The sequence below is a fragment of the Sphingopyxis sp. H053 genome (assembly GCF_001468225.1).
Lineage (GTDB): Bacteria > Pseudomonadota > Alphaproteobacteria > Sphingomonadales > Sphingomonadaceae > Sphingopyxis.
In genome coordinates, this window is record NZ_LNRU01000001.1 from 133,926 (window position 1) to 160,160 (window position 26,235).

At 65.9% G+C, this 26,235-nt stretch carries 19 protein-coding genes, 1 tRNA gene and 1 riboswitch; of the genes, 5 read left to right on the top strand and 15 right to left on the bottom strand.

What is annotated here, in order from left to right; genetic code table 11:
- Positions 1 to 64 precede the first annotated feature (64 nt).
- Together ATE70_RS00595 and ATE70_RS00600 are read right to left on the bottom strand one after the other, a co-directional pair.
- The gene (locus ATE70_RS00595; RefSeq protein ID WP_058536033.1) at positions 65 to 688 is read right to left on the bottom strand and encodes a glutathione S-transferase family protein; all 624 of its coding nucleotides are present in this window, start codon (positions 686 to 688) and stop codon (positions 65 to 67) included.
- Complete coding sequence (locus ATE70_RS00600) at positions 685 to 1,629, bottom strand: DMT family transporter (RefSeq protein WP_058536034.1); 945 nt, start codon at positions 1,627 to 1,629, stop codon at positions 685 to 687. The genes ATE70_RS00595 and ATE70_RS00600 overlap by 4 nt, the downstream gene beginning before the upstream one ends.
- Positions 1,630 to 1,721: 92 nt before the next feature.
- Between ATE70_RS00600 and ATE70_RS00605 the strand changes: the two genes are divergently transcribed.
- The 3 genes from ATE70_RS00605 to ATE70_RS00615 all read left to right on the top strand — a co-directional run bounded on the left by ATE70_RS00605 (position 1,722) and on the right by ATE70_RS00615 (position 2,733).
- A tRNA-Trp gene (locus ATE70_RS00605) sits at positions 1,722 to 1,797 on the top strand.
- 88 nt (positions 1,798 to 1,885) lie between these two features.
- A complete protein-coding gene (locus ATE70_RS00610; protein WP_058536035.1) occupies positions 1,886 to 2,206 on the top strand; it encodes a DMT family transporter in 321 nt (106 codons plus the stop codon).
- A 191-nt stretch (positions 2,207 to 2,397) separates the two neighbouring features.
- Positions 2,398 to 2,733 carry an NADH-quinone oxidoreductase subunit A gene (locus tag ATE70_RS00615; protein WP_058536484.1) on the top strand — a complete coding sequence of 112 codons (336 nt, stop codon included), beginning with the start codon at positions 2,398 to 2,400 and terminating at the stop codon, positions 2,731 to 2,733.
- A 27-nt stretch (positions 2,734 to 2,760) separates the two neighbouring features.
- On the opposite strand, the gene nagE is transcribed toward ATE70_RS00615, so the two are convergent.
- The 5 genes from nagE to ATE70_RS00640 all read right to left on the bottom strand — a co-directional run bounded on the left by nagE (position 2,761) and on the right by ATE70_RS00640 (position 10,275).
- On the bottom strand, positions 2,761 to 4,443 hold the full coding sequence (gene nagE, locus ATE70_RS00620; RefSeq protein ID WP_058536036.1) for an N-acetylglucosamine-specific PTS transporter subunit IIBC: 1,683 nt from the start codon (positions 4,441 to 4,443) through the stop codon (positions 2,761 to 2,763).
- Positions 4,440 to 6,929, bottom strand: coding sequence for a phosphoenolpyruvate--protein phosphotransferase (gene ptsP, locus ATE70_RS00625; RefSeq protein WP_058536037.1), 2,490 nt, complete (start codon positions 6,927 to 6,929; stop codon positions 4,440 to 4,442). The genes nagE and ptsP overlap by 4 nt, the downstream gene beginning before the upstream one ends.
- Positions 6,930 to 6,978: 49 nt before the next feature.
- Positions 6,979 to 8,145, bottom strand: a complete 1,167-nt coding sequence (nagA, locus tag ATE70_RS00630) for an N-acetylglucosamine-6-phosphate deacetylase (RefSeq protein WP_058536038.1) — start codon at positions 8,143 to 8,145, stop codon at positions 6,979 to 6,981.
- Positions 8,142 to 9,179, bottom strand: a complete 1,038-nt coding sequence (locus ATE70_RS00635; protein ID WP_058536039.1) for an SIS domain-containing protein — start codon at positions 9,177 to 9,179, stop codon at positions 8,142 to 8,144. Before ATE70_RS00635 ends, nagA begins: the two co-directional genes overlap by 4 nt.
- A 343-nt stretch (positions 9,180 to 9,522) precedes the next feature.
- A complete protein-coding gene (locus ATE70_RS00640; RefSeq protein ID WP_197411367.1) occupies positions 9,523 to 10,275 on the bottom strand; it encodes a GntR family transcriptional regulator in 753 nt (250 codons plus the stop codon).
- A 387-nt stretch (positions 10,276 to 10,662) separates the two neighbouring features.
- On the opposite strand from ATE70_RS00640, the gene ATE70_RS00645 reads away from it, so the two are divergent.
- On the top strand, positions 10,663 to 13,221 hold the full coding sequence (locus ATE70_RS00645; protein ID WP_231732541.1) for a family 20 glycosylhydrolase: 2,559 nt from the start codon (positions 10,663 to 10,665) through the stop codon (positions 13,219 to 13,221).
- A 45-nt stretch (positions 13,222 to 13,266) separates the two neighbouring features.
- Here ATE70_RS00645 and ATE70_RS00650 read toward each other — a convergent pair whose 3' ends face one another.
- The 8 genes from ATE70_RS00650 to bglX all read right to left on the bottom strand — a co-directional run bounded on the left by ATE70_RS00650 (position 13,267) and on the right by bglX (position 22,909).
- On the bottom strand, positions 13,267 to 13,959 hold the full coding sequence (locus ATE70_RS00650; protein WP_058536041.1) for a phytanoyl-CoA dioxygenase family protein: 693 nt from the start codon (positions 13,957 to 13,959) through the stop codon (positions 13,267 to 13,269).
- Positions 13,956 to 14,729: an ABC transporter ATP-binding protein gene (locus tag ATE70_RS00655; protein ID WP_058536042.1), complete on the bottom strand. Its 774-nt coding sequence runs from the start codon at positions 14,727 to 14,729 to the stop codon at positions 13,956 to 13,958. The genes ATE70_RS00650 and ATE70_RS00655 overlap by 4 nt, the downstream gene beginning before the upstream one ends.
- A complete protein-coding gene (locus tag ATE70_RS00660; protein WP_058536043.1) occupies positions 14,723 to 15,724 on the bottom strand; it encodes a FecCD family ABC transporter permease in 1,002 nt (333 codons plus the stop codon). Before ATE70_RS00660 ends, ATE70_RS00655 begins: the two co-directional genes overlap by 7 nt.
- Positions 15,721 to 16,575, bottom strand: a complete 855-nt coding sequence (locus tag ATE70_RS00665) for an ABC transporter substrate-binding protein (RefSeq protein WP_058536044.1) — start codon at positions 16,573 to 16,575, stop codon at positions 15,721 to 15,723. The genes ATE70_RS00660 and ATE70_RS00665 overlap by 4 nt, the downstream gene beginning before the upstream one ends.
- Entirely contained in the window at positions 16,575 to 17,183 is a 609-nt protein-coding gene (cobO, locus tag ATE70_RS00670; protein WP_058536045.1) for a cob(I)yrinic acid a,c-diamide adenosyltransferase, read from the bottom strand. Before cobO ends, ATE70_RS00665 begins: the two co-directional genes overlap by 1 nt.
- Before the next feature lie 178 nt (positions 17,184 to 17,361).
- A riboswitch (cobalamin riboswitch) is annotated at positions 17,362 to 17,581 on the bottom strand.
- A 155-nt stretch (positions 17,582 to 17,736) separates the two neighbouring features.
- A complete protein-coding gene (locus ATE70_RS00675) occupies positions 17,737 to 18,975 on the bottom strand; it encodes an MFS transporter (protein ID WP_058536046.1) in 1,239 nt (412 codons plus the stop codon).
- A 45-nt stretch (positions 18,976 to 19,020) separates the two neighbouring features.
- Complete coding sequence (locus ATE70_RS00680; RefSeq protein ID WP_082639372.1) at positions 19,021 to 20,580, bottom strand: sulfatase family protein; 1,560 nt, start codon at positions 20,578 to 20,580, stop codon at positions 19,021 to 19,023.
- Between the two features lie 10 nt (positions 20,581 to 20,590).
- A complete protein-coding gene (gene bglX, locus ATE70_RS00685; RefSeq protein WP_058536048.1) occupies positions 20,591 to 22,909 on the bottom strand; it encodes a beta-glucosidase BglX in 2,319 nt (772 codons plus the stop codon).
- A gap of 247 nt (positions 22,910 to 23,156) precedes the next feature.
- Here bglX and ATE70_RS00690 point away from each other — a divergent pair, with 247 nt between their 5' ends.
- Entirely contained in the window at positions 23,157 to 26,192 is a 3,036-nt protein-coding gene (locus tag ATE70_RS00690; RefSeq protein ID WP_058536049.1) for a TonB-dependent receptor, read from the top strand.
- The last annotated feature ends 43 nt before the right edge of the window (positions 26,193 to 26,235 follow it).

Below are 26,235 nucleotides of genomic sequence, written 5' to 3' on the forward strand. Positions count from 1 at the left end.
CTCCGTTGGCGTTGCCATGCACGGGGGCACGGAGGGCTTCACCCTGTGGTGGAGCCCTTTTGCGTCAGGCTGCGGCTTTTTGCCGCGCGCGGGCGCTGCGGAAACCTTCGCGCGCCGTGCAGCGGGCCAGCCAAGCCTTTGTCGCATCGCCCAGCACATCGCCGGCGCCCAATGTCGTCGCGAGGAAGGCGGCATAGCCGATCACGATATCGGCGATGGTGAAACGCCTCGCGACGAGCCACTCGCGCCCGTCGCCCAGCGCCGCCTCGATGCTCTTGGCGCGGCCGCCGAAGAAGGCTTTGTAATCATCGACCGCCTGTGCAAGCCGACGCTCCTCGGGCTCGACGCGCGTATAGCGGATCATGATCGCGAGCGGGAAGGTCAGGGTCGCGTCGCTGCGGTGCAGCCAGTTGCGCCACGCCCAATAATCGGCCTCGTCGCGGCGCACCTCGAGCGGCGTGCCCTCGGCGATCCGCTCGCAGATCGCCGCCGATTCGGTCATCAGCTGCCCGTCCTCGACCCAGCCGGGAATCGTCATCAGCGGATTGACCGCGCGATAGTCGGGTTCGAACGCGCGCGGCGGGAATTTGAGCAGCCTGAGGTCGACGTCGATCCCGGCTTCCTCGACCGCCCACAGGCAGCGCAAAGAGCGGGCGTCGGGGCAGTGATAGAGAATGGGAAGCGTCATGCGGCAACCTCCTTCGGTCGGTCGATATGGCGGCGGTGCTCGCGCCAGGCGATGAACAGGCCCGACGCGATGATCAACGGCGCGCCGACCCACGTCGTGTCGGCGGGCAAAGTTCCGAAGAACCACCAGCCCGCGGCGATCGCCCACAGCAGGCTCGAATAATCCATCGGGATTACGACCGATACGGGCGCAAGGCGCAGCGCGCCGGTCAGCGACATCTGGACGACCGCGCCGAGAAAGCCGAGCCCGATCAGCAATAGCCATTCATGGCCGTCGTGCGGGGTGATGACGAAGGGCAGGGCGATGCCGAGTGGGATCATCGACAACAGGCTGAACCAGAAGACGATCGTCCCCGCATTTTCGGTGCGGCCAAGGTCGCGCACGGCAATGGTGATCAGCGCGGTCATAATCGCGCCTGTGAGCGCGACGATCGTGCCGAGGCCGTGCGTGCCGCCGAATCCGCCCGCGAAGCTCGAAATCGGATCGAGCACGACGAGGACGCCGATAAAGCCGACGATCACCGCGCTCCATCGCTGCCACCCCGTCGCCTCGCCGAGGATCAGCGCGGCGAAGATGACGGCAAAGATCGGCACCGACAGGCTGATCGTCGTCGCCTCGGCCATCGGCAGCAGGATCATCGCGCCGAAATTGCACGCCATCCCGGTCAGCCCCATCAGCATCCGCCGCGCGTGCGCGCCGATCCGCTGCGTCTTGAGCGACGACAGCCCGCTCGTCGCCTGGACCCAGAGCAGCAGGAAAGGCAGAACGAGCGCTTGCCGCCAGAACAGGCTTTCGACGATATGGATGCCCGCGGCGTCGATATATTTCACGAGCACGAACATCAGCGACAGGCTGACCATCGCGAGCAGCCGCAGTCCGATGCCGCCCAGATAATTCTGCGGGGGCCCGTCGGGCGGGGCAGGGGACGGCGCGGCGCTCATGCGAAATTGCGCATATCAGCCCGGCCCGCCCGCGCAACCCGTGATCCCTCTTGCCCCGCCTCTCCAATCCGGCTAGTGGCGCACTCCGGCCTAGGGGTATAGCTCAGTTGGTAGAGCATCGGTCTCCAAAACCGAGGGTCGTAGGTTCGAGTCCTACTGCCCCTGCCAGGCCGCCAAAAAGAGGCCACGTCCTCGCCCGCGCGCTGTGCGGGCTTGCAAGTCCGGGACGGCCCGGCAGCCTTTGAAGGAGGCTGTCATGGCCTGGATATATTTGACGATTGCCGGAATTTTCGAAATCATATGGGCCTATTCGATGAAGCAGTCGGAGGGCTTCACGCGCCCCGGCGCGACCGCCATTACGCTCGTCGCGATGATAATAAGCTTCGCCCTGCTATCGCTGTCGATGAAATCGCTGCCGCTGGGGACCGCCTATACGATCTGGACCGGGATCGGCGCGGTCGGCGCCTTTCTGGTCGGCATCTTCGTGCTTGGCGAACAGGCGAATGCGATGCGGATTACCGCCGCGCTGCTGATCGTCAGCGGGCTGGTGATGATGAAGCTGTCCGCGCCCGCCTGACCGGCGCACCATAACCGGCGAGGCCACGTCCTCCCCGGCGCATCCGGCCCAAGGGGCGGTGCGCCGGCATCAGGTCCGGGACGGCCCGGCGACTTCCAAGGGAGGCCGCCGTGCTGTCCAAATCCGTGTCTGGCGTGAATGTGGGATCGTCATCCGCGCTGTTGATCGAATATCTTCCGATCCTGATTTTTATGGGCGTCGCGCTGGCGCTGTCGCTTCTGTTCGTCTTCCTGCCGATGGCGGTGTCGCGCTTCACTGGAACCCACGCCCCGGATAGCGAAAAGCTTTCGGAATATGAATGCGGCTTTCCCGCCTTCGAGGCGCCGCGCAAGCCGTTCGACGTCCGCTTCTATCTTGTCGCGATCCTGTTCATCATTTTCGACCTCGAGGCCGCCTTCCTCTTTCCCTGGGCGGTGGTCGTCGACGACCTCGGCTGGGAAGCGTGGGGCGCGATGATGGTCTTTTTGGGCATTTTGACGATCGGGTTCATCTACGAATGGAAGAAGGGCGCGCTCGACTGGGATTAGCCAGGACGGGAAGGCGCCCGCCCTATGTCATAGCAGGATGTGACAGATGTCGGGTCGCGGGCGGACGATGCCGTGCGTGATCCGGGCGAGCGCGCCTTCGTCGACGCGCCCCGCATCGGCGAGCTCGACCCGGAAGCGGCCGTGAAGCGCGTGGACCGTGCGAACATTGGCGTCGCCGCCGAGCGCGCCGACGATTTCCGCCGGGAGCCCCGAGGCGTCGGTGCCGCCGGCTATCACCGGGGTCAGCGTCGCCGCCGCCGCGGCGCCGCTCCACGCCAGGGCGCCGCGGATTTCCTCGGCGACCAGGTCGGCGATCGGCCCGAGAACCACCTGTGCGGCCTTTTCGGACGGACGGATGATACCGCGCGCGCCGAGTGATGTTAGCGCGTCGTCGTCGATCGCTTGGCTGTCGGCGACGATCAGGCGCAGGCGTGTGGTACAGGCATCGACGCTGACCAGATTGGCCGCGCCGCCGAGCGCCGCGACAAATGCTCCGCCGCGCGCACCGCCTGCCGATTGGGTGGCGGTTTCGGCGACCACACCCTTTTCGCGTCCCGGCGTCGCGAGGTCGAAACGGCGGATGAAGAAACGGAACAGGCCGTAATAGAGCGCGGCGTAGGCCGCCCCCACGGGCAGCAGCATCCATGGCCGCGTCGCGAGACTGAAGTTCAGCACATAATCGAACAGCCCGGCCGAAAAGCCGAAGCCGAGCTTGACGTCGAGCGCGTTCATCAGCGCCATCGAGACGCCCGTCAACAGCGCGTGGATCGCATAGAGCAGCGGCGCGACGAACATGAAGGTGAACTCGATCGGTTCGGTCACCCCGGTCAGAAAGCTGGTGAAGGCAAGGCTGAAGAGCATGCCGCCGACCGCCTTGCGTCGTTCGGGCCGCGCCTCGTGATACATGGCGAGGCACGCGGCGGGCAGGCCGAACATCATTACCGGGAAGAAACCCGACATGAACGCGCCCGCATTGGGATCGCCCGCAAAGAAGCGGCGAAGGTCGCCCGTCGCGCCCCCGAAATCGCCGACGAGGAACCAGGCGGCGTTGTTGATGATGTGGTGGAGCCCAGTGACGATCAGCAAACGGTTGAGCGCGCCATAGACGAAGAGACCGGCGCTGCCGCTTTCGACCACGGTGCGGCTCGCGGTATCGATCGCGCCGCTGATATGCGCATAGCCATAGCCGACGACGGCGGCGAGCAGCAGCCCCGCGACCCCGCTGGCGATCGGGACAAAGCGCCGGCCGCCGAAGAAGGCGAGATATTCGGGAAGCGCGATCGTTGCGAAGCGGTTGTAGAAATTGCCGCCGATGAGGCCGGACAATATTCCTATGGGCACCTCGAGCTTGTCGATCTGGGTAAGCGCCCAATTCTTCGCGGCCAGCGCCGCCGCCGCCTCGGGCAAACCCGCGCCAATATCGGGGGGTGCCGTCAGGAATGTCTGCGCGCCGGTCGTGGTGACGAGGTAGCAGACCACGCCCGCGAGCGCCGCGGCGCCATTGCCGTCGCGCGCAAAGCCCACCGCGACGCCGATGGCGAACAGGATGCCCAGATTTTCGAAGATCGCGGCGCCCGCCGCCGAGATGAAGGCGATATCGAGCAGGTCGGGCTGGCCGATACGCAGCAGCAGACCGGCGATCGGCAGCACCGCGATCGGCAGCATCAGCGCGCGGCCGAGCGGCTGGAGCGTTTCGAGAATTTTCCTCATCGCCGTGTCTCCTCGAATGCGCGGGCGAGCGCGCGAACCTCGGCCGCCGATTTGCATTGCAGCGCGAGCTCGGCATGCGCGCGTGCTTCGATCAGGGTCAGTCCGCGCACGATCTGCTTTGCCTCGGCGACGAAGCCGGGGACCGCCGAGAGTTCGGTGGCGCCGAGCCCGACAAGGATCGGCAGCGCCGCAGGATCCGAGGCGAGCCCGCCGCATACGCCGACCCAGCGCCCACGCGCGGTGGCGAGGCGGCAGGTCTCGCCGATCATGCGCAGCACCGCGGGGTGCATCGCGTCGACCCCCGCGGCGACCGCGGGATTGCCGCGGTCCATCGCGAGCACATATTGGGTAAGATCGTTGGTTCCGATCGACAGGAAATCGGCCTCGGCGGCGAGCAGGTCGGCGGTCATCGCCGCCGCCGGGGTTTCGACCATCACGCCGACCTCGACCGGCGACGCGATCCCCATTTCGCCGCGCAGCCGCTCGATGAGTGCGCGGACTTGCCGCAGCTCATCGAGGTTCGCGACCATCGGAATCATGATCTTGCACTGGCTGACGGGCTCGACGCGCAGGATGGCGCGAAGCTGCGTTTCGAGCAGCGCCGGATGCGCGAGCGCGACGCGGATGCCGCGCTGGCCGAGCGCCGGATTTTCCTCGGCATCGATCGGAATATAGGCGGCGGGCTTGTCGCCGCCGATGTCGAGCAGGCGAATGATGACGGGCGTGCCCGCCAGTGCGTCGGCGATGCCTTGATAGGCGGCGTGCTGCTCATCCTCCGACGGCGCGGTATCGCGGTCGAGGAAGAGGAACTCGCTGCGGACGAGCCCCGATCCCTCGGCGCCCTGTGCGGCGGCAAGTATGGCGTCTTCGACCGTGCCGATATTGGCGAAGATTTCGATGCGCGTGCCGTCGGCGGTCTGGCAAGCGTCCTTCGCTGCCGCCTGCGCGGCCTCGCGCCGCGCATCGCGTTTCGCGAGGCGGGCCGTAAACGCATCGGCGTCGGCTGCCGAAGGGTTGGCTGTGACATGCCCCATCTCGGCATCGAGCAGCAGCGGCGCACCGGCGGCAACCGCACCCAGCGCATCACCCATCGCGACGAGCGCGGGAAGGCCCATGCCCGCGCAGAGGATCGCGACGTGCGAGGTCGGCCCGCCGCGCGCGAGGCAGATGCCGGCGGGTTTCGCGCCTGCGAGCGTCACGAGCTGCGACGGCAGAAGGTCTTCGGCAACCACGATCGCCCCGGCCGGAATGGCATTGCCGTCGAGCGGGGTGCCTGTCAGCGCCGACAGCAATTGACGCTCGATATCGATCAGGTCGTCGATGCGTTCGATCAGATGCGCGTTGCCCGTCGCGCGGATCGCATCGACCTGATCGTGGATCGCGCCGCGCCACGCAAAGCCCGCGCTTCGTCCCTCGGCGATGCGTTTCTCCGCGCCCGCAAGCAGTTCTGGATCGTCGATCAGCGCAAGATGCGCGTGCATGACCGCCGCGACGCTGCCGTCCGCGCTGTCGGCGCGCTTTGCAATCTGCCCGCGAACCTCGCTCCGTGCCGCCAGCAGCGCGGCGCGTTCCTCGGGGGCGCCGGTGCCATCGCGCGCGACCGCAATCTCGGCCTGCCGCAACCGCGCCGCCGGACCCATCGCGAGCCCGGGCGAGGCGATCACGCCCCCGATCTGTCCCGCGCGCAGCACCTGCTCGTGGATTGCCGCGACCGATGTCGCTGGCGGCACAGTTTCGCCCATATCGGTCGCAAGCAGCGCCACGACGGCGGCGAGCGCCGCCTCGGCATCGTCGCCGCGCGCCTGCACCACAACCTCGTCGCCAAAGCCTGTGCCGAGCGCGAGCAGCGCCACGGTGCTGCGCGCATCGCCGCGCTTGTCGCCGTTCAGCAGATGCACGTCGGCCTCGAACCGCCGTGCCGTCTCGCCGATCCGCGCGGCGGGGCGCGCGTGGATGCCGTGCGGCAGCGACAGCGTTACCGCCTGTTCGACCACCGTGCCGTCGTCCGACCGGCGGCGCGCCTCGGCCTGTACCGGGACCAATGTCATCAGCGCTTCGCAAGCGCCGATCGCGCAATCGACGGTGCGGCGGCTGATCGCAAAAGCCTCGGCATTGGTAACGATCACCGGGGTGATCAGGCTGGTCGCGGCGAGCGCGACGGCGTCGAGATCGAAGCGGATCAGCGGATCGCCGCGCGACACCTTGTCGCCGACCCTGACGAGCGGGGTGAAACCTTCGCCCTTCAGCATCACCGTATCGAGCCCGATATGGATCAGTATCTCGGCGCCCTCGGCGCTGCGCAGCGAAATCGCGTGGCCCGCGTCGTGAAGCGTCACCACCTCGCCGTCGAAAGGCGCGACGACAGTATCGCCGAGCGGCTGGATCGCGACGCCGTCGCCCATCATGCGCTGGGCAAAGACGGGGTCGGGGACGCTGTCCAGCGTCGTCGCCCAGCCTCTGAGCGGAGAGGTGATGATCAAGCTCATCGGCTTATTCCCCAAAACTTTCGCCGCTTGTTGTAATGCGGCTTGTTTATCATTGTGCGGCGTGGACAAGGTCCGATGCGGTTTCCGGAACAACGCGCCCGCCGATCCATGTGGCGCGCGGCGCGAGTTCGGCGCTCAGCCACACCCAGTCGGCGCGCTGCCCGGCCGCGATCGCGCCGATGCTGTCCTGGAGCGACAGGAAAGCGGCGGGTGTCGCGCTCGCCATGGCCGACACATCGGGGACCGAAAGCCCCGTCACCTCGACCGTCTTGCGCAGCGCCGACGCCATGTCGAGGTGCGTGCCCGCGAGCGTGCCGTCTTCGAAGATGCAGACGCCGTCCTTCACCGCGATGCGCTTGCCCTGCAGCGTGAATTCGCTGACGTCGGTGCCCACGCTCGGCATCGCATCGGTGACCAGCATGATGCGATCCTTGCCCTTCGCATGGACCGCCAGCCGCACGACCGCGGGGTGCAGATGGACGTCGTCGACGATCAGCCCGCACCAGCTATCGGAGTCGAACGCCGCGCCGACCGCGCCCGGATTGCGGTGATGCAGCGGCGACATCGCGTTGAACAAATGCGTGAAGCCGGAGAGTCCCGCGCCGATCGCGCGCTGCGCTTCGTCATAGGTCGCATCGCTATGCCCCGCGCTGACGATCACCCCGTGGCGGACGAGCGTGCGGATGTCGTCCTCGTCGCAGAGTTCGGGCGCCAGCGTCAGCATCACGCGTCCGCGGTGCGGCGCGGTGAGCGTCGCGAGGATGGCGTCGTCGAGGCGGCGAATCCGATGCGCCTCGTGGATGCCGCGCTTCACCTCATTGATGAACGGGCCTTCGATATGGATGCCGACGACGCCCGGAACCCCTTGCTCGATCGCGGCATCGACCGCGGCGAGCGCGGCGGCGATCTGCGCCGGCGTGTCGCTGATCAGCGTCGGAAGGAAGGCGGTGGTGCCATAGCGCGCATGCGCGGCGCCGATCGCCGCGATCGCCTCGACATCGACCTGGTCGTTGAACAACACCCCGCCGCCGCCATTGACCTGCGTGTCGACGAAGCCGGGGAGGAGCCAGCCGCCGTCCAGATCGATCTCCCGGTATGCGGGCGTGTCGGCCGTGAGTGTGACGGCAGTGACGGTGCCGTCGGCGACGGCGATGTCCACCGCGCCAACGACACCGCCCGGCAGTGCGACCCGGCCGTTATGGAAACGAAAGATCATAAAGTCTCGGTAACCTTGTTGAGATGCGGAGGCGAGTCGGGGTTGTGGCCCCGCGCCAGCGCCAGCGCGCTCGCCATGCGGTAAAAACTCTGGATCAACAGGATCGGCTCGATCGCCGGATGCGCCGAGATCGCGGGCAGGTCGCCGCCCGCGGGATCGGCGAGCAATACGCTGGCGCCGCGCCCGCGGAACTCGTCGGCGACCTCGCGAACACCGGCGGCGGCGCGGTCGGTGCCGCCCAGCGCGAGGACATGAAAGGCATCGCCGACGATCGCCATCGGGCCGTGGCGCACCTCGGCAGCGCTGAAACTTTCGGCATGAAGTCCCGAGGTTTCCTTGAATTTGAGCGCCGCCTCCTGCGCCACGCCAAGGCCATAGCCGCGCCCGAGAACGAACAGGTTCGTGGCGTCCTGAAAGGCGCCGACCGCGGGCGACCAGTCGAGCGCGAACGCCTGTGCAAGCTGATCGGGCAGGGCGGTCAGTGCGTCTTCAAGCGCCGCGTCCTCCGACCAGGCTGCGACGAGTGCGGCGATCGCGGCGAGCGAGGCGATATAGGATTTGGTCGCGGCCACCGACCGTTCGACCCCGGCGGACAGCGGGATCACGACGTCGGCGAGGGCTGCGAGCGGCGAGCCTTCGGCATTGACCAGCACGACGACGAAGGCCCCGGCATCGCGCTGCTGTTCGACCGCGGCGAGCAGGTCGGGGCTTTTTCCCGACTGCGAAATCGCGAGGCACAGCCGGTTTCCCGTGACCGCAGGGGCGTCATAGAGCGACGCTATCGACAGCGCCGCCGACGCGGTGGGCGTCCCCGTCATCGTCTCGATCAGATATTTGGCATAGGTCGCCGCATGATCCGACGATCCGCGCGCGCAGGTGACGACCGCTGCGGGGGGCGACGCGCGCAGGCGCCGGGCGACCGCGGCGAACGCGTCGCGATTCGCCTCCAGCATCCTTGCGACGGCGTCCGCCGCCTCGCCTGCTTCCTGCTCCATCAGCGTCTGTCGTCCGTCTGATGCGGCGTTCGGCGTCATAGAATCTTGTCTCCCGGTCGGTGCTGTGCAGCCTTCGATATATTGGTACTATATAGGTTATATATGTCCTATCAAGAAATATGTTTGCTGCGCCCGGATTTTGATCGTCCATCCCTTGTGGTGTACCCATTTCAGCGCGTGTGGCCACCCTCGATCACATTTTGCATGATCGCTGCTGGCCGCCGATGGCACGCGGGCTTGTAGCGTATTGGTAGTAAATGGCGGCCGATATTGGTCTTGTGCAGATTGCGCAGGCAGCGAAGATTCGGTTGCGCATCTCGCGTTGCGCGGGCGCGCCGCCGCGCGGCTTGGCTGGGGTCTGCGCAGAGGCTTTTTGCGCGGCCTAGCCGTTGAGCTCCGCCACGACGTCATAAGCGTCGCCGCGATAATAGCTCTGGGTAAACTCGGCCGTGCGGCCGTCGGGCAGAAATCCGCGCCGTTCGATGAACAGGCCGGGCGTGCCGGTCTCGATCCCCAGAACCTCGGCTTGCTCGGCGGTGAAGGCGACCGCGCGCAGCCGCTGGAGCGCACGCACGGGCAGATGTCCCGCCGCTTCGAGCGCCTCATAGAGCGACGCGCCGACCCCCTCGACCGATGGCAGGCAATAAGCGGGGATCGTCGCATATTCGAGCGCCATCGAAGTGTCGTCGGCATAACGGATGCGGTGGAAGCGATAGACGAGCGAGCCCGGCGACAGGCCGAGCGACAGCGCTTCCTCGGGCGTCACCGCGCCCGCGGTCTTGCTGATCCACTTGCTGTGCGGCTTGCGCCCGCGCGACACCATGTCTTCCGAAAAGGAAGTGAGCTTGGAGAAGCTTTTCTCGACGCGCGGCCGTGTGACGAAGGTTCCCGCGCCCCGGCGCCGTGCAACGATTCCATCGGCGACCAGGCCGTCGATCGCCTTGCGCACGGTGATGCGCGACACGTCGAATTCCTCGGCGAGGTCGCGTTCGGTCGGGATGGCCTCTTCGGCCTTGACCAACTGCCCCTCGATCGCGTCGCGCAGGATCTTCTGCAACTGAAGGTACAGCGGGGTGGGATCGTCCTTTTGCAGCGGACCCACGCGTTCGATCAGTGACAAGGACGTTTGCTCCATCCGGTTGTAAAAGCGCTTCAGCCGATAGGACCAGCGCCGCAGCCTTATGTGTTGCATTGGTATCGTCGCGTCAATCTTTGTTGCGAACCTCTCGCGTAAAAGGGTCCACCCGATTGCCCGCGTCTCACGTGATTGAGATAGGACCAATTCGGCTTTTCTCCGTCAAATTCCTAACGGCCAAGGCGCCGCCCCGCCCAATGCGCGACGATTGCGCTCCAGCGACGCCGGGTTGCAATACTAATATAAAACCAATTTGGTGGCTGCTATGAAGAGAAATGCGACATTTCTCGAAATCTTGCTATTTTCCTCTATAAAACAGCCGAATGGAAAGGCGTTGACCGCTCAGTTTCTACATGACAAATTAGATACAAATTATAGATCGGGAGAATGGGAATGCAGGCCACGGGGTTGATCGGGATGGCGATTGCGGCGCTGGCCGCCCCTCAGGCTCTGGCGGCAGACACGTCGTCGCAAGCCGCGCTCGACCGTTTCGCCGACACGCTGGGTTATCGGCTCGAGGTGGTCGACAATCGCCCGGCGTGCCCGGCCGGGATCGAGGGTTGTTTTCTGTCGACGATCACGTTGACCCTTCTCGAAACGCTGCCCGCCGACCTGCCGACCAAGGGGTTTGCGCTCACTTTCAGCTTCGTCAATCCGCTGCCACGCGTCGAAAGCGACATTTTCACGCACCGCCACGTCAATGGCGACGTCCAGCAATTGACGCTGAAACCCGGCGTGACGCTGCGCCCCGGTTCGAAGCACGAGATCAAGCTGTGGGGCGTTGGCTCGAATTTTTCAAAGGCGTTCGCGATGCCCAACGCCTATCTGGTCGCTGAGGGGCTGAAACCGCGCACCATCGCGGCGACGCGGGCGGTGATCGATCCAGAGACCGGGCTCGAGACGCTGCCTTTTGTGGCGCCGATGACCGATGAGGCCAAGCTTGCGACCAAGAGCGATGCCGACAAGACGCGCTGGCTGACCGCCGAACGCGCCTTCGATGTGCAGGCCGGACGGCTGGCGCCCGAGGCGAAGGGCGTCGTGATCCTGCCGAAGCCGGCGAAGGCGGTGCAGGGTAGGGGGCGGGCGATCGACCTCGGCCGCGGTATCGCGCTGACATTGAACGGCGTCGAACGCAGCGCGGTTGGGCCTGCTTTGGCAGCGCTCGGGTCGCCTGAGGGCGGCGCGCTGCCGCTCACGATCCGCATCGACTCCGCTGCCGCGAAAAAGGCCGAGGGCTATATTCTCGACGTCAAGGCATCGGGCATTGCCATCACCGCGCACGACGCAGCGGGGGCAAGCCACGCGCTGCGCTCGCTGGCGCAGCAGGCGGCGTTCGACAAGGGCAAGCTCGCGCCGCTCCACGTCGAGGATGCGCCCGAATATGGATTTCGCGGCCTCCACATCGACCTTGGCCGCAACTTCCATAGGCGCGACCAGATTTTGAAGCTGGTCGAAGCGATGGCGGCGTACAAGCTCAACAAGCTGCACCTCCACCTCGCCGACGACGAGGGCTGGCGTATCGAAATCCCGGCGCTCCCCGAACTGGCCGCGGTCGGGTCGAAACGCTGCCACGATCCCGCCGAACAGACGTGCCTCCTGCCGCAGCTCGGCGCGGGTCCCGACGGCGCGGGGGGCGTCAACGGCTATCTGAGCGTCGCCGACTATGTCGCGATCGTGCAGGCGGCGGCGGCGCGGCAGATCGAGGTGATCCCGTCGATTGACATGCCCGGCCACAGTCGCGCCGCGATCAAGGCGATGGAGGCGCGCCATGCGCGTCTGACCGCCGCGGGCAAGAAGGCCGAGGCCGAGACGTACCGGCTGATCGACCCCGCCGACACCACCGAATATCGCAGCATCCAGCATTACAGCGACAACACGCTCAATGTCTGCTTGCCCGCGGCCTATCGCTTCGTCGACACCGTGGTCGATGCGCTCGCGGCCATGCACCGCCAAGCAGGCGTGCCGCTCAAGACCTTCCACCTCGGCGCCGACGAGACCGCGGGCGCGTGGGTCAAATCGCCGGCGTGCAAGGCGATGATCGCCGAAAATGGCGGCGATGCGGGCAAGCTCACTCCGCGCTTCATCGAGCGCGTGAGCAAGAGCCTCGCCGCCAAGGGGCTGCAAGCCGCCGGCTGGAGCGACGGCATGGGGCATACCGAAGCCACCGCGATGCCAAAGAAGGTGCAAACGAACATCTGGGGCGTGCTGCACGCCGGCGCGATCCGCGAGGCGCACGACCAGATGAACCGTGGTTGGGACGCCGTGCTGTCGATCCCCGACCTTGGTTATTTCGACATGCCCTATGCGCCGCACCCCGACGAGAGCGGTTATAACTGGGCCTCGCGCGGCGTCGATCCGTATCAGGTGTTCGGCTTCATGCCGGGCAACCTGCCCGCCAACGCCGCGACGATCCGCAACATTCAGGCCGAAGGCAAGGCGATAGAGGACAAGCCCGTTCTGCAACCGGGCCGCCGCGTCGCGGGACTGCAAGGGCAGCTCTGGAGCGAGACGATCCGTACCGACGCGCAGGTCGATTATATGCTCTTCCCGCGCCTGCTCGCGCTCGCCGAACGCGCGTGGGCGCCGGCACCGTGGACCCCGATCTATCAGGCGGGGGCGAGCTATGAATGGGGCGACAAGCGCGTCGACGCTGCGAAGCTCAAGGCGGGCTGGCAGAATTTCGCCGGGCGCACCGCGGCACAGTTCCCGATGCTCGAAAAAATGGGCGTCGCCTATCGCGTCGCGCCGCCGGGCGCGCGGATCGCGAACGGCAAGCTCGAGGCGAACAGCATGTTCCCCGGCACCGCGATCGAATATCGTGTCGAGGGCGGCGCGTGGACACGCTATGCCGGGCCGGTGGCGGTCAGCGGTGCCGTAGAGCTGCGCAGCCGCTCCGCCGATGGCAAGCGCACCAGCCGGACGGTTCGGGTCGAAGCTGCGCGGTAGGACGGGCCGCGGCGGATCGGGTCAGGCGGCCTTCATCCATTCGGGTCAGGCGGCCTTCATCCATATGACGAGCGCAAAGCGCGTCGCGCGCGCAGGCAAGGTACGATGCGGGGTGAAGCGATCGAGGAACAGCACCGTCCCCGCCGGGCATGCGGGCTGAACACGCGGCAGGCCCGCAAGCCGCCATTCGGGGATTTCAAAGCCATCGTCGCCCTCGCTCGCCAGCGGCGCGGGCTGGCGCCCCGCCGCGATCTCCAGCCCGCCGCTTTCGGGCCCCGCATCGCTGAGGGGAATCCATGCGGTCACCACGACCTTGCCGCAGCCGGTGCCGTCGTCGCGCGCAACGTCGCTGTGCCAGGCGTGGCGATGCTCGGGAAAACAGGCGATGCTCGCGCGCACGCGCACGATTTTTCCCGCCAGCGCGCGGCCGCCGAGCCGCCCGGCGGTTTCGATCAGCCGCGGATCGTTCGCGAGTGCCTGAAGCCTCTGCCCGCGATGCGCGTCGGTACACACTGCGACGCGCAGCAGGTTCGCGACGCTGCGCTCGTGCGCGTACACGCGGTCGATCCGTTCGCTCGGCGGGGCGTCGGGGCAGCTTTGTTCGAAGGGCAGGTACAGCGCGCGTGAGACGCGGTCGATATGTTCGGCGATGTCGCCCGCCGCCGCCCGGACAACCTCCGGATCGAACAGCGGCACCGCCGCATATCCCTGCTCGGCGAACAGCGTTTCGGCGCTCATCGGGCGCGGCCGAACAAGGTGATCGTCGGCCACTCGCCGCCCGTCTCGACCGCTGCGTCGATGCCATAGACCGCGCGCAGCCGCTCAGCGGTCAGCACCTCGCCGGGCGTCCCGTCGGCGACGATCCGGCCTTCGTCGATCAGCAGCAGCCGGTCGCAATAGCGCGCCGCGAGCGTCAGGTCGTGCAGCACCGCGATCACCAGCGCGCCGCCCGCGGCTTCGGCGCGCAGCATGTCCATCACGTCGATCTGATGCCCCGGGTCGAGGCTTGCGAGCGGTTCGTCGGCGATCAGCGCCGGCGCCTCGACCGCGAGCGCCCGCGCGAACAGCACGCGGGCGCGCTCGCCGCCCGACAATTCGGTCGCGATTCGGTCGCGCAGGTCGAGCACGTCGGCGCGCGTCATCGCGCGCTCGATCGCGGCGGTGTCGGCATCGGCGATCCGCGACATCGGCGCGAGATGCGGCAGCCGCCCCAGCCCGACAAGCCGCTCGACCGTCAGCGGCCAGTGCAGCGTCTGTCCCTGCGGGACATAGGCTATGCGCCGCGCGAGGTCGCCGCGCGGCATCGTCGCCGCGTCGACGCCATCGACGCGCACCGAACCGCTTGCCGGAACCAGCGCGAGCATCGCGCGCGCCAGCGTCGACTTGCCCGCGCCATTGGGGCCGACGATCCCGGTCAGCGTGCCGGGCCCGAATTCGGCACTGACGTCGTGGACGACGGCGCGGCGGGCGAGCGTGACGCCGACATGGTCGAGGACCAGGCTCACCATAGCCGTCGCTCCCGCATCAGATGGACAAGGAAGACCGGGACGCCGAGGAACGCGGTGACGACGCCGAGCTTGAGTTCGTTCGTCGTCGGGATGATCCTGACGCCGAGGTCGGCGAGCGTCAGCAACGCCGCGCCGCCGATTGCCGAGGGCAGCAAGATCGCCGAGGGGCTGCGGTCGGTGAGCGGGCGGATGAGATGCGGTACGATCAGCCCGACAAAACCGATCGCCCCCGTTACGGCCACCGCGCCGCCGACTCCGATCGCGGTGCCGATCAGCAGCCGGAGCCGCGTGCGCCGCAGGTCCGTCCCGAGCGCCTGCGCCGCATCTTCCCCGAGCGTCAGCGCATCGAGCGCGCGCCCGTTCCACAGCAGCATCGCGGTGCCGATCGCGATGCACGGCAGCGCGATCCATACATGGTCGAACGACCGGTTCTCGAGGCTGCCGAGCAGCCACGTCATGATCTCCATCGCAGCGAACGGGTTCGGCGACAGGTTCAACGCCAAGCTGGTCCCCGCCACCGCCAGCGTCCCCACCGCGATGCCAGCGAGGATCAACGTCAGCGGGCTTTCGGCCTTGCCCGAAAGGATGAAGAGCAAAGCGAGCGAGAGGAGCGCGCCTCCCGTGGCGAGCAAGGGCAGCACGATCGGATGGATGTCGGCCAGCCCGAAATAGATCGCGGCGACACCACCAAGCGCTGCCGCGTTCGACGTGCCGAGCACCGACGGCTCGGCGAGCGGATTGCGCAGATAGCCTTGCAATGCCGCGCCCGCGAGCCCGAGCATCGCGCCAACGGCGAGCGCGAGCAACGTGCGCGGTAGGCGGAGATCGAACAGGATGACGCTCGCGACCTTGTCGCCGTCGCCGGTCGCGGCCGCAAGCAGGCGCGTGACCGACAGGTCGACCGCGCCGAACAGCAGCGATACGACCGCCGACGCCAATGCCAGCGCCGACAACGCGGCGATCAGCGACCAGCGGGGGAGGGCGAAGCGGGTCATGAGCGGCCCCCATCGATGCGCGCGATCTGCGCCGCCATGCTGCGCGCCGCTTGCGAGTAGGCGGGGCTGCTGCAGACCGTCCACGCCTGCGGGACGCTGATGCGCGGAATGCCCTTCAATGCGGGATGATGCAGCATTTCGCTCCCCTGGTCGGTCACCTTGTCGGTCGCGCTTTCGACGATCAGGAAATCGGGTTCCGCCGCGACCATCTCTTCGAGGCTGAGCTGCGAGAGCGGCGGCTTGCCGAGCTTGCCCGCGAGGTTGACGAGGCCGACGCGCGTCATCAGCTCGTCGATCAGCGTGCCCGTCCCGGTCATATAACCGCGCCGCTGGTAATAGGCGGCGACGCGGCCCTTCCCCGGCTTCCGCAGGCCCGCCAGCTCACGCTCCATCCGCGCGATCAGCGCCGTGCCGCGCTCGGGATGGCCGACCGCCGCCGCGGTTTCGCGGATCGAGGTGTAGATTTCATCGACGGTGTTTGCGGTGGCGAGGTCGAGTAGCGGATAGGTGTGCTTCGGCAGCGCGCGGAGCGCTGCGCTGCGGCTAGCAGGCATGCCGATGATCAGGTCGGGCTCGATCGCCAATATCTGCTCGGCCGAATTGCTCAGCAGCGGGATGCCGTGCGCCCTCGCCGCCTCGCCCGACATTTCGATGTCGGTTGCATTCTTCGTCAGCCCCGCGATCTGCTCCCGGTCGGCGAGCGCAAGCACAAGCTGGTCGGCGCACAGGTTGATCGACACGATGCGCTGCGGAACCGCGGGCGCTTTCGCGGGCGGGTTGGGGGAGGCTGCCCACAACAGGCCCGCGCCGCCCGACAGCGCCGCGAGCGTCAACAGGCCGCGCCGTTGCATCAGAACTCGATCCCCCGCTGCGCCTTCACATTCTGTTCGCGGAACGGATGCTTCACCTGCGCCATTTCGGTCACCAGATCGGCGGCGTCGATCAGTTCCTGCGGCGCATTGCGGCCGGTGATGATGACATGCGTCATATGCGGCTTGGCGGCGAGCGCTTCGAGCACCTCATCGACTGGCAGATAGTCGTAGCGCAGCACGATGTTGAGTTCGTCGGCGATGACCATCGCATAGCTTGGGTCGGCGATCATCCGCTTGACCTCGTCCCACGCTTCGCGCGCCACCGCGATGTCGCGCGTGCGGTCCTGCGTGTCCCAGGTGAAGCCTTCGCCCATCGGCTTGAACTCGATCAGGTCCGGGAAGCGGTCGAATACCGCTTTCTCGCCCGTAGCCATCGCGCCCTTCACGAACTGGATCACGCCGACCTTCATGCCGTGGCCGATCGCGCGGACCGCCATGCCGAGCGCGGCCGACGTCTTGCCCTTGCCGGGGCCGGTGTGGACGATGATCAGGCCCTTTTCGACGGTTTTCGTCGCGACCTTCTTCGCCTGCGCGGCCTGGATTTTCTTCATCTTCGCCGTGTGTTCGGCGTCGGTACGCGTTTTCATGGGAAGACCCCCCGCACGCCGGCAACGAAGGCGGAGCCTGCCGATGCGCGGGCGCGATCGACCGGTGCTGGCGTCGCAAGCGGCGTAATGCCTGCGCCTCCGGCACCGAAGCGGCTCCAGCCGCTTGGTCGTCGCTCGACGGATGTCTCCGTGCCGCGGCCTTTCCCTGGGCCAGGGCATTGAGCGACCCACGCCGGCAGGTCTCCTGGCTCGCGGGTCAGGGCTTGATGCACGCCTTCCCAGGGTGGCCCCAGTGGCTGATCCGAAAGTTTCGGACCGGTGCATCGCGCTCGCCGCTTACAGTTGCAGGGACAGCCTCGGCTTCGGGGGTTCAGGACGAACCCCGTTACCGCGTTCCCATTTTAAGCCCTCTCGGGCACCGACGCGATCATGCGCGGGGCAAGCCCCGCCCGCGCAGCCCATAAAGGAGCCGCGCTTTTTCGCAATGCCTATTGCCGTTCGACGATCATCGCCGCGCCCACCCCATCGCGCCGAGGCTGCTTACCCTGTTCGCGCTGCCGACGCTCTATGCGCGTTATGGAAGGCCGCGCGTCTAGGGCAACAACCTGCCTTCGTCGCGCCGCGGCATCGGCGCGACAAAGCGCAGCACGAGCGCCGAGAGGATCAGCCAGCCGGCCGAAATCAGGATCGCGGCCGGTAGCGACGCCAGATCGGCGATCAGCCCGAGCGCATAGGCGCCGAGCGCCATCGCGCCGAAGGTTACCGCCTGATAGATCGACAGGCAGCGGCCGAGGATTTCCTCGGGCGAACGGAGTTGCATCGCGACGTTGAGCGTCGTCAGCGTCGACACCCACGCCCCGCCCGCGACGAAGGCGGCAACGATGACCCATGGAAGGCTTGTCGTGAGCGCGACCGGCAGCATCGCGGCGGCAAAGATCAGCGAGGCGGCGGTCACCACCCGGTCGCTGCCCCAGCGGTGCCGCGCCGAACTCACCAGCAGCGCACCGAAGATCGACCCCGCGCCGAAGGCGGCAAGGCATAGGCCATAGATGACCTCGGTGCCGTGCAGCCGGTCGCGGACGAGCGAGGGCAGCAGCGCCTGAAACCCCGCGGCGCCAAAGCCGAACGCGAAGCCGCGGATCAGCACGCGGCGTACCGGGTCCGAATGCGCGCAGAAACTTATGCCCGCGGCGATCGCGGTCAGCATCGAAGTGCGGCGCCGCGGCGTGGTTTCGGGATGCCAGCGCAGCAGCACGACGATCAGCACGATATAGCTGATCGCATTGAGCCCAAAGGCGGCGGCCGTGCCGACAATCGAGATCAGCAGGCCGCCGAGCGCCGGGCCGACGCTGCGCGCAAGGTTGTACGCGATGGTGTTGAGCGCGATCGCCTGCGGCAGGTCCCTCGGCCCGACCTGCAGCCGCACCGACGCCTGCCACGCCGGGCCGTTGAGCGCGGTCCCGCATCCGACGGCGAGGGTGAAGAAGAGCAGGCTTAGCGGCGTGATCGCGTCGAGATAGGTCGTCAGCGTCAGCGCCGCCGAGACGATGAGCATCCCCGTTTGCGCCGCGAGCATCACGCGCCGCCGGTCGAAATTGTCCGCGATCGCGCCCGCGAAGATACCGAGCAGCAGGATCGGGATTGTGGCGCCCGCCTGTACCAGCGCGATCAGCAGGTGCGATTGGGTGAGTTCGGTCATCAGCCACGCGGCGGCGACCGACTGGATCATCGACCCCATGTTCGACGCGAGGTTCGCGATCCAGATCGCGCGAAACGCCGGGTAGCGGAACGGCGCGAGCGCGGAGGGCGGGGGTGGCGTGTCGGGACTCACGTATCTGCGCCTAACCCCGCTTGGCCCCCGCGACAAGTCGCCGGCCTAGATCGAGGGTCCGCTATCGTCCTGATACTGGCGCCGAAGTTCGACCAGCTTCCGCTTCATTGTAGCGATCGGCGCCTTCATCGCCGGGTCGTCGAAGCGGTTGTGCATTTCGCCGGGGTCGGTCTTCAGATCATAGAATTCCCAGGCATCGATGTCGGCGCCGTAAAAGCGCACGAGTTTGTAGCGCTCGCCGCGCACGCCATAATGCGCGCGAACCGAATGGAAGCCCGGATATTCGTAATAATGATAATAGACGTCCTTGCGCCAGTCGGCGGGTGGACGGGCGGCGAAAAGTGCGCGCATCGACCGGCCCTGGATGGTGCCCGGACCCTTCACCCCGGCAAAATCGAGGAAGGTCGGCGCATAGTCGATATTCTGGATCGGCGCGGTAATGCGGGTTCCGGGACGGATATGACCTGGATATTGGATCAGGAAGGGCGTCCGCATCGATTCTTCATAGATGAAGCGCTTGTCGAACCAGCCATGTTCGCCGAGGTAAAAGCCCTGATCCGATGTGTAGACGACGATCGTATTCCGATCGAGGCCGCTGTCCTTCAGATAGTCGAGCACCGCGCCGACCCCCTCGTCGACCGCGGCGACGGTGCCGAGATATTGCTGCATGTAGCGCTGATATTTCCAGCGCGCCATGTCCTGTCCCGCGAGCTTCGCCGCATTCATCCGGTCGTTGTCGGCCTGCATCAGCGCGTCCCATTCGGCCTGCTGCTTGTGCGTCATGCGGTCGAACGCGCCGGGCCACCGGTTGTAGCGAAGCTGTGCCGATCCCGCCGCGACCGTCATCTTGAGGTCGTGGCCTTCGTACATGTCGCGATAGATGTTCATTTCCTGCGCCGCCGCCGCGCGGCGTCCGGCATAATCGTCGAAATAATTGGCCGGAACAGGGAAGCTCACGCCCTGATACTTCTGCACATGGCGCAGCGCGGGCATGAAATTGCGGTGCGGCGCCTTGTGATGGATCAGGATCGCGAAGGGCTTCGACTTGTCGCGGCCGTTCTTCAGCCAGTCGAGGCTGTACTGCGTGATAAGGTCGGTCGCATAGCCTTCGACGACGCTGCGCCCCTTCGGCGTGATGATGTCGGGGTTATAATATTCGCCCTGGTCGTCGAGGACCTTCCATTCGTCGAAGCCGATGCCCGCGGGCGATTGGTTGATGTGCCATTTGCCGAACATCGCGGTGGTGTAGCCCGCCTGCGCCAGCGCGCGGGGCCAGACCCAGACATTATTGTCGAACTTGTTGCCATTCTGCTTGAAGCCGTGGGCGTTGCTCTGGCGGCCGGTGAGCAAGGTTGCGCGGCTGGGGCCGCAAAGCGAATTGCCGACGAAGCTGTTCGTGAAGATCGCGCCGTTTTGTGCGATCCGGTCGATATTCGGTGTCGGTGCGAGCTTCGACACCGGCGACCCATAAGCCGAGATCGCCTGATAGGCATGATCGTCCGACATGATATACACGATGTTCGGGCGCTCGGGCGCTTGCGCGCGCGCCGGTGCGGTGAAGACCAGCGGCGCGGCGGCAAGGGCGATCAGGTTGCGGGCACGCATCGGCGTCATCCTATTCGGTCAGCTCGAAACTGGCCTCCGACCCTTCGGCCGACGACGGACCGACCCACAGCTTGAACTGGCCGGGCTCGCTGCCCCAGCTCATGTCCTGGCGCGTGAAGGCGAGGTCGGCGTCGGTCAGGGTGAAGCGGATCGTGCGCTTCTCGCCCTTCTTGAGCATCACCTTCTCGAAGCCCTTGAGCTCCTTCACCGGCCGCGTCACCGATCCGACGAGGTCGCGGACATAGAGTTGCACGACCTCCTCGCCATCGCGCGCGCCGCTGTTGGTCACGGTGACGGTCGCGGTCAGTTTCTCACCCGGGCGGATTTTCGCCTTGTCGAGCGTCACCGGCGAATAAGCGAAGCTGGTGTAGCTGAGGCCGTAACCGAACGGATAAAGCGGCGTGTTCGGCGTATCGAGATAGCGCGAGACATATTTGGCGTTCGGATCCTCGGGCTTGATCGGCCGCCCGGTATTTTTCATGTCGTAATGGATCGGCACCTGCCCGACATTGCGCGGGAAGGTCACGGGCAGCTTGGCCGACGGGTTGTAATCGCCATAAAGAACGTCGGCGATCGCATGGCCGCCCATCGTGCCCGGATACCAGGCCTCGAGGATCGCATCGACATTGGCGTCGGCCCATTCGATGCTGTTCGGGCGCCCGCTCATCAGCACGAGGATGATCGGCTTTCCGGTCTTCTTCAGCTCTTCGAGCAGCGCCTGCTGGTTGCCGGGCAGGTCGAGCGACGTGCGGCTCGCCGCTTCGCCGGTCATGTTCCAATGCTCGCCCATCGCCGCGATGATGACGTCGGATTTCTGCGCGAGCGCGATCGCCTCGGCAAAGCCGTCGTTCTTGCCCGCGTCGGCGAACTGATAGCCGGCACCCCGGGCATAGGCGACCGTCGTGCCCTTGGGCGCGCGCGCCTGCATCCCCTCGAGCAATGTCACCGGCCGCTCCTTGCGATCGCCCGCGGCGGACCAGCTGCCGATCATGTCGTCCTTGCTGTTGCCGAGCGGGCCGATCACCGCGATCGACTTCGCTGTCGCGGCGAGGGGCAGGGCATTGTCCTTGTTCTTCAGCAGCACGATCGACTTGCGCGCGACGTCGCGCGCCGCCTCGAGGAAGTCGGGGCGATAGATGGTCGCCTTTTCGCGCGCTTCGTCCGAGTAGCGATAGGGATCCTCGAACAGGCCGAGGCGATATTTCATTTCGAGGATCGCTTTCACCGCCTCGTCGACGCGTTTGACGTCGACCTTGCCCTCGGCGACCGACTTGGCGAGGTGATCCATGAACACCGCGCCCTGCAAGTCCATGTCGACCCCGGCGTTGATCGCCTGTTCGCCCGCTTGTTTCAGGTCGCGCGAATAGCCGTGCGGGACCATTTCGTTGATCGACGTGTAATCGGTTACGATGAATCCCTTGAAGCCCCATTTCTTGCGCAGCACGTCGGTGAGCAAATAGTGGCTGCCCGACGCCGGGACGCCGTCATATTCGTTGAACGAGGTCATGAAGGTCGCGGCGCCGGCGTCGGCGGCGGCCTTGAAGGGCGGCAGATAGATGTCGCGCAGCGTGCGTTCGGAGATGTCGACGGTGTGGTAATCGCGGCCGGCCTGCGCCGCGCCATAGGCGGCGAAATGCTTGGCGGTTGCGAGCACGGTGTCGACACGCTTCAGATCGTCGCCCTGGAAACCGCGCACGCGCGCGACCGCGATCTTGCTGCCGAGGTAGACATCTTCGCCCGCGCCCTCGGACATGCGGCCCCAGCGGGGGTCGCGCGCGACGTCGACCATCGGCGCGAATGTCCAGTGAATACCCTCCGCCGATGCTTCGGTCGCAGAGATTCGTGCTGCTTTTTCAATGGCTTTCAGATCCCAGCTCGCCGCCTCGCCGAGCGAGATGGGGAAGATGGTGCGGTGGCCGTGGACGACGTCATAACCAAAGAGCAAGGGGATCTTCAGCCGCGTTTCCTCGACCGCCAGCCGCTGCAGTTCACGCGTATATTTGGCGGTGAAGGCATTGAAGATCGACCCGATGCGCCCCTTGCGAATATCGTCCTGATAGCCTTTGCGCATCGTCGGACCGGTCGAATCCCAGTCGCTGGTGAGCAGCGACAATTGCCCGACTTTCTCGTCGAGCGTCATCTTCGCGATCAGGTCGGCGACGAAGCGATCCATCTTCGGATCGGGACGCATCCAGCCCGCGGAATCCATCGACGCCGCCTCGTTCGTGCTCGTCGCGGGCTTGGCCATCAGCGGGGCGGGGGAGAGCTGCGCAGCCACCATCAGAGTGGCCAGCGTCAGGCATGTGAGGTTGCGCGTCATCGGCGGCATGATTCGTCCTTCCCAGTCGGATTTGCTTATACATTGTCACGAGGATTGGCCGAAATCGGCCGAAAACCGGCTGGCCCCCGATTGCATCCCTCTGTGTCGCTTCCCCCTATACAGTGATCGTGAAACCGGTTACAAACTAAAAAAACAACGACGCGATTTCCCGCGACTCGTCGCTGCACCGGAGGCAAGGCCGGCCAGCGAAGAAAACGAGCGCGGGGAATGTCGGGGGCCAAAAAGGGAGGATGCCGTGAAGTTTCCGCATGAATTTCAGACCGTTTCCGCGCGCCGGTCGCGCGCCCGCACGCTCGCCGCTGCGCTGGCATGGAGCAGCGCCGGTGCCGCGCTCGCCGTCGGGGTGGCGACACCTGCGTATGCGCAGGTGTCGAACGCCTCGCTGCGCGGCACGATAAAGGCCGAAGGCGGCGTGTCGCAGGTCACCGCGATCAACGTCAACACCGGCCTGACGCGCACCGCGACGGTTGGCACGAGCGGCAGTTACAATATCGCTTCGCTTCCGGTCGGCACCTATCGGCTTGAAATCACGACGCCGGGCGGCGTGCGCAACACCGACGAATTCACCCTCTCGGTTGGACAGAGCGCCGTGCTCGACTTCGATTTCTCGCAGCCCGACATCGCCGAGGGCGGCGATGACGCGATCATCGTCACGGGCACCCGCATCCGTTCGATGGAGGGCGGCGAGGTCGGTTCGAACATCACTCAGCGCCAGATCGAGGTATTGCCGCAGAACAACCGCAACTTCCTCGCCTTTGCCGACCTCGCGCCGGGCGTCCAGTTCGTGACCGGGGCCAGCGGCCAATCGCGCCTGCAAGGCGGCGCCCAGGACAGCCGCGGCGTCAACATCTTCATCGATGGCGTCGGGCAGAAGGACTATGTTCTCAAGAACGGCATAACCGGCCAGGATTCGACGCAGGGCAATCCCTTCCCGCAGCTCGCGGTCGGCGAATATCGCGTCATTTCGTCGAACTATAAGGCCGAATTCGACCAGGTCAGCTCGGTGGCGATCACCGCGGTGACCAAGTCGGGCACCAATGAATTCCACGGCGAAGCCTTCATCGATTACACCGATCAGAGCCTGCGCGACGCGCGGCCGACCGAACTGACGACGAGGAAGGTCAAGACGAAGGATTTCCAGTTCGGCGGCGCGCTGGGTGGTCCGATCATCAAGGATATGCTGCACTTTTTCGTGACCTATGAAGGCAAGCGGCAGCAGCAGCCGGTCGACGTCCAGCCGGGACTCAACCTGCCGGTCAGCTATTTTCCGTCCGAATATCAGGGCGTGTTCGGCCCGACCAACGCGACGTTCAACGAAGATCTCTATTTCGGCAAACTCAACTTCCAGCCGTCGAACAGCGACTTGATCGAGCTGTCGGGCAAATATCGCAAGGAAACCGGCGAGTTTCTGGGCAGCGGTTTCAACGCGCGCAGCACGATCAGCTCGCAGGATGTCGAGGAACTGCGCGTCACCGCGCGCTGGGAGCATACGGCCGACAACTGGATCAACGATTTCAAGCTGACCTATGAAGACGCCAAATGGGCGCCGACGCCGACCGAATTCGGCAACGGCTTCCTCTTTGCCTATGCCGGCCCGTCGCCCACCAATCCGCAGCCGGGTGTGGTCGTCCGCGGCGACATCCTGCGCGTTGGTGGCGGCAGCAATTTCCAGGAAAAGGGCCAAAAGGGCTGGGGCGTCCAGAACGACTTCACCTGGACCGGGTTCGAGGGCCATACGATCAAGGTCGGCGCCAAGGCGAAATGGGTCGAACTCAATTCGCTGCAGCTCAACGCCTTCAATCCGGTTTATACCTATAACCCGGCGTTCAACCCCGGTGGTGGCACCTTCAACGACGATGTGCCCTACCGCGTCCAGTTCGGCGCCTCGACGGGCAACGGCGACCCGATCATCAATTCGAAGAATTTCCAGTTCGGCATCTATGTGCAGGACGATTGGGAGGTTACCGACCGGCTGACGCTGAACCTCGGCGTGCGCTGGGATTATGAGCGGACGCCGGCCTTCCTTGACTTCGTCCACCCCGCCGATGCGGTGAACGCGGTGTCGCCGGCCAATTACCCGAACCTCGTCAACGCCGATTACGACATCCGCGACTTCATCTCGACGGGCAGCGAGCGTAAGGCGTTCACGGGCGCGTGGCAGCCGCGTATCGGCTTCAGCTACGAGCTCGACGACGATGGGCGCTTTGTGGTGTTCGGCGGGGCGGGGCGCTCGTACGACCGCAACCAGTTCGACTTCCTGCAGCAGGAAATCAGCGTCGGATCGTTCACCACGCGGACATTCAACTTCATCACCGGCGACCCGAACAACACATGCGCCCCCGGGCCGACCTGTGTGCCGTGGAACCCGATCTACCTGACCGAAGCGGGCCGCCAGCAGCTGCTCGCCGGCGCCGGCGCGGGCGGCGGCCGCGAGCTGCGCTTCATCGAGAACGACCTGAAGGTTCCCTATTCGGACCAGTTCAGCCTGGGCTTCCGCGCCAGGGTAACCCCGTTGTTCGAGGCCGAGGTCGGCTATAGCCATATCGAATCGAAGGACGGCTTCGCCTATCTGCTCGGCAACCGCCGTCCCGACGGCACCTTCTTCCCGCCGGCACCCGCGGCGCCGAACTCGCCCTTCGGTTTCGCGCCTCCGGGCTTCGGGTCGATCATCATCGGGACCAACGGCATCGAAACCAGCGCGGACACGGGCTATCTCAAGCTGGTCAAGAACTACACGGCCGCGTCGCCGTGGAGCTTCTCGGCAACCTATACCTATACCCAAGCCGAGGAAAACCGGCAGTTTGGCGAAACCTTCAGCCTCGATTTTCCGTCGCTGGAGGACTATACCGTCACGCGGTCGAGCGGGGTGCGCAAGCATCGTTTGGTCGCGACGGGCTCGGTCGATCTGCCGATCGGCGTCACACTGTCGGGCAAGTTCCAGATCGCCTCGCCGCCGCACCTCAAGGCGTTCATCAACCAGGGCGGAGCGAACCCCAGCCGCACCGTCATTTCGAACGAGGCTGACGGCAATGGCGATCGCTGGGGTTTCCGCCAGATGGACGTCGCGATCACCAAATATATCCCGTTCAAGTTCATCAGCGAGGAATCGCGCCTGCGCCTTCGCGTCGACATTCTGAACCTGTTCAACGATCGCAACTATGTCGATTACAACAACGACCCGACGTCGCCCCGCTATCTCGAAATTTCGGGCATTGGCGTTGGCGGAAACACGCCGCGAACGGTAAAGCTATCGGCCGGATTCTCTTTCTGACCGGCTGACAGGCGCCCGTCCCGCACCCCCCTCCCGCGGGCCG

What these genes read in the sequence shown, in the direction of transcription:
- ATE70_RS00595 (WP_058536033.1), bottom strand. Translation starts at nt 688, where the DNA reads ATGACGCTTCCCATTCTCTATCACTGCCCCGACGCCCGCTCTTTGCGC.
- ATE70_RS00600 (WP_058536034.1), bottom strand. Translation starts at nt 1,629, where the DNA reads ATGAGCGCCGCGCCGTCCCCTGCCCCGCCCGACGGGCCCCCGCAGAAT.
- ATE70_RS00610 (WP_058536035.1), top strand. Translation starts at nt 1,886, where the DNA reads ATGGCCTGGATATATTTGACGATTGCCGGAATTTTCGAAATCATATGG.
- ATE70_RS00615 (WP_058536484.1), top strand. Translation starts at nt 2,398, where the DNA reads ATGGGCGTCGCGCTGGCGCTGTCGCTTCTGTTCGTCTTCCTGCCGATG.
- nagE (WP_058536036.1), bottom strand. Translation starts at nt 4,443, where the DNA reads ATGAGGAAAATTCTCGAAACGCTCCAGCCGCTCGGCCGCGCGCTGATG.
- ptsP (WP_058536037.1), bottom strand. Translation starts at nt 6,929, where the DNA reads ATGAGCTTGATCATCACCTCTCCGCTCAGAGGCTGGGCGACGACGCTG.
- nagA (WP_058536038.1), bottom strand. Translation starts at nt 8,145, where the DNA reads ATGATCTTTCGTTTCCATAACGGCCGGGTCGCACTGCCGGGCGGTGTC.
- ATE70_RS00635 (WP_058536039.1), bottom strand. Translation starts at nt 9,179, where the DNA reads ATGACGCCGAACGCCGCATCAGACGGACGACAGACGCTGATGGAGCAG.
- ATE70_RS00640 (WP_197411367.1), bottom strand. Translation starts at nt 10,275, where the DNA reads ATGGAGCAAACGTCCTTGTCACTGATCGAACGCGTGGGTCCGCTGCAA.
- ATE70_RS00645 (WP_231732541.1), top strand. Translation starts at nt 10,663, where the DNA reads ATGGGAATGCAGGCCACGGGGTTGATCGGGATGGCGATTGCGGCGCTG.
- ATE70_RS00650 (WP_058536041.1), bottom strand. Translation starts at nt 13,959, where the DNA reads ATGAGCGCCGAAACGCTGTTCGCCGAGCAGGGATATGCGGCGGTGCCG.
- ATE70_RS00655 (WP_058536042.1), bottom strand. Translation starts at nt 14,729, where the DNA reads ATGGTGAGCCTGGTCCTCGACCATGTCGGCGTCACGCTCGCCCGCCGC.
- ATE70_RS00660 (WP_058536043.1), bottom strand. Translation starts at nt 15,724, where the DNA reads ATGACCCGCTTCGCCCTCCCCCGCTGGTCGCTGATCGCCGCGTTGTCG.
- ATE70_RS00665 (WP_058536044.1), bottom strand. Translation starts at nt 16,575, where the DNA reads ATGCAACGGCGCGGCCTGTTGACGCTCGCGGCGCTGTCGGGCGGCGCG.
- cobO (WP_058536045.1), bottom strand. Translation starts at nt 17,183, where the DNA reads ATGAAAACGCGTACCGACGCCGAACACACGGCGAAGATGAAGAAAATC.
- ATE70_RS00680 (WP_082639372.1), bottom strand. Translation starts at nt 20,580, where the DNA reads ATGCGTGCCCGCAACCTGATCGCCCTTGCCGCCGCGCCGCTGGTCTTC.
- bglX (WP_058536048.1), bottom strand. Translation starts at nt 22,909, where the DNA reads ATGCCGCCGATGACGCGCAACCTCACATGCCTGACGCTGGCCACTCTG.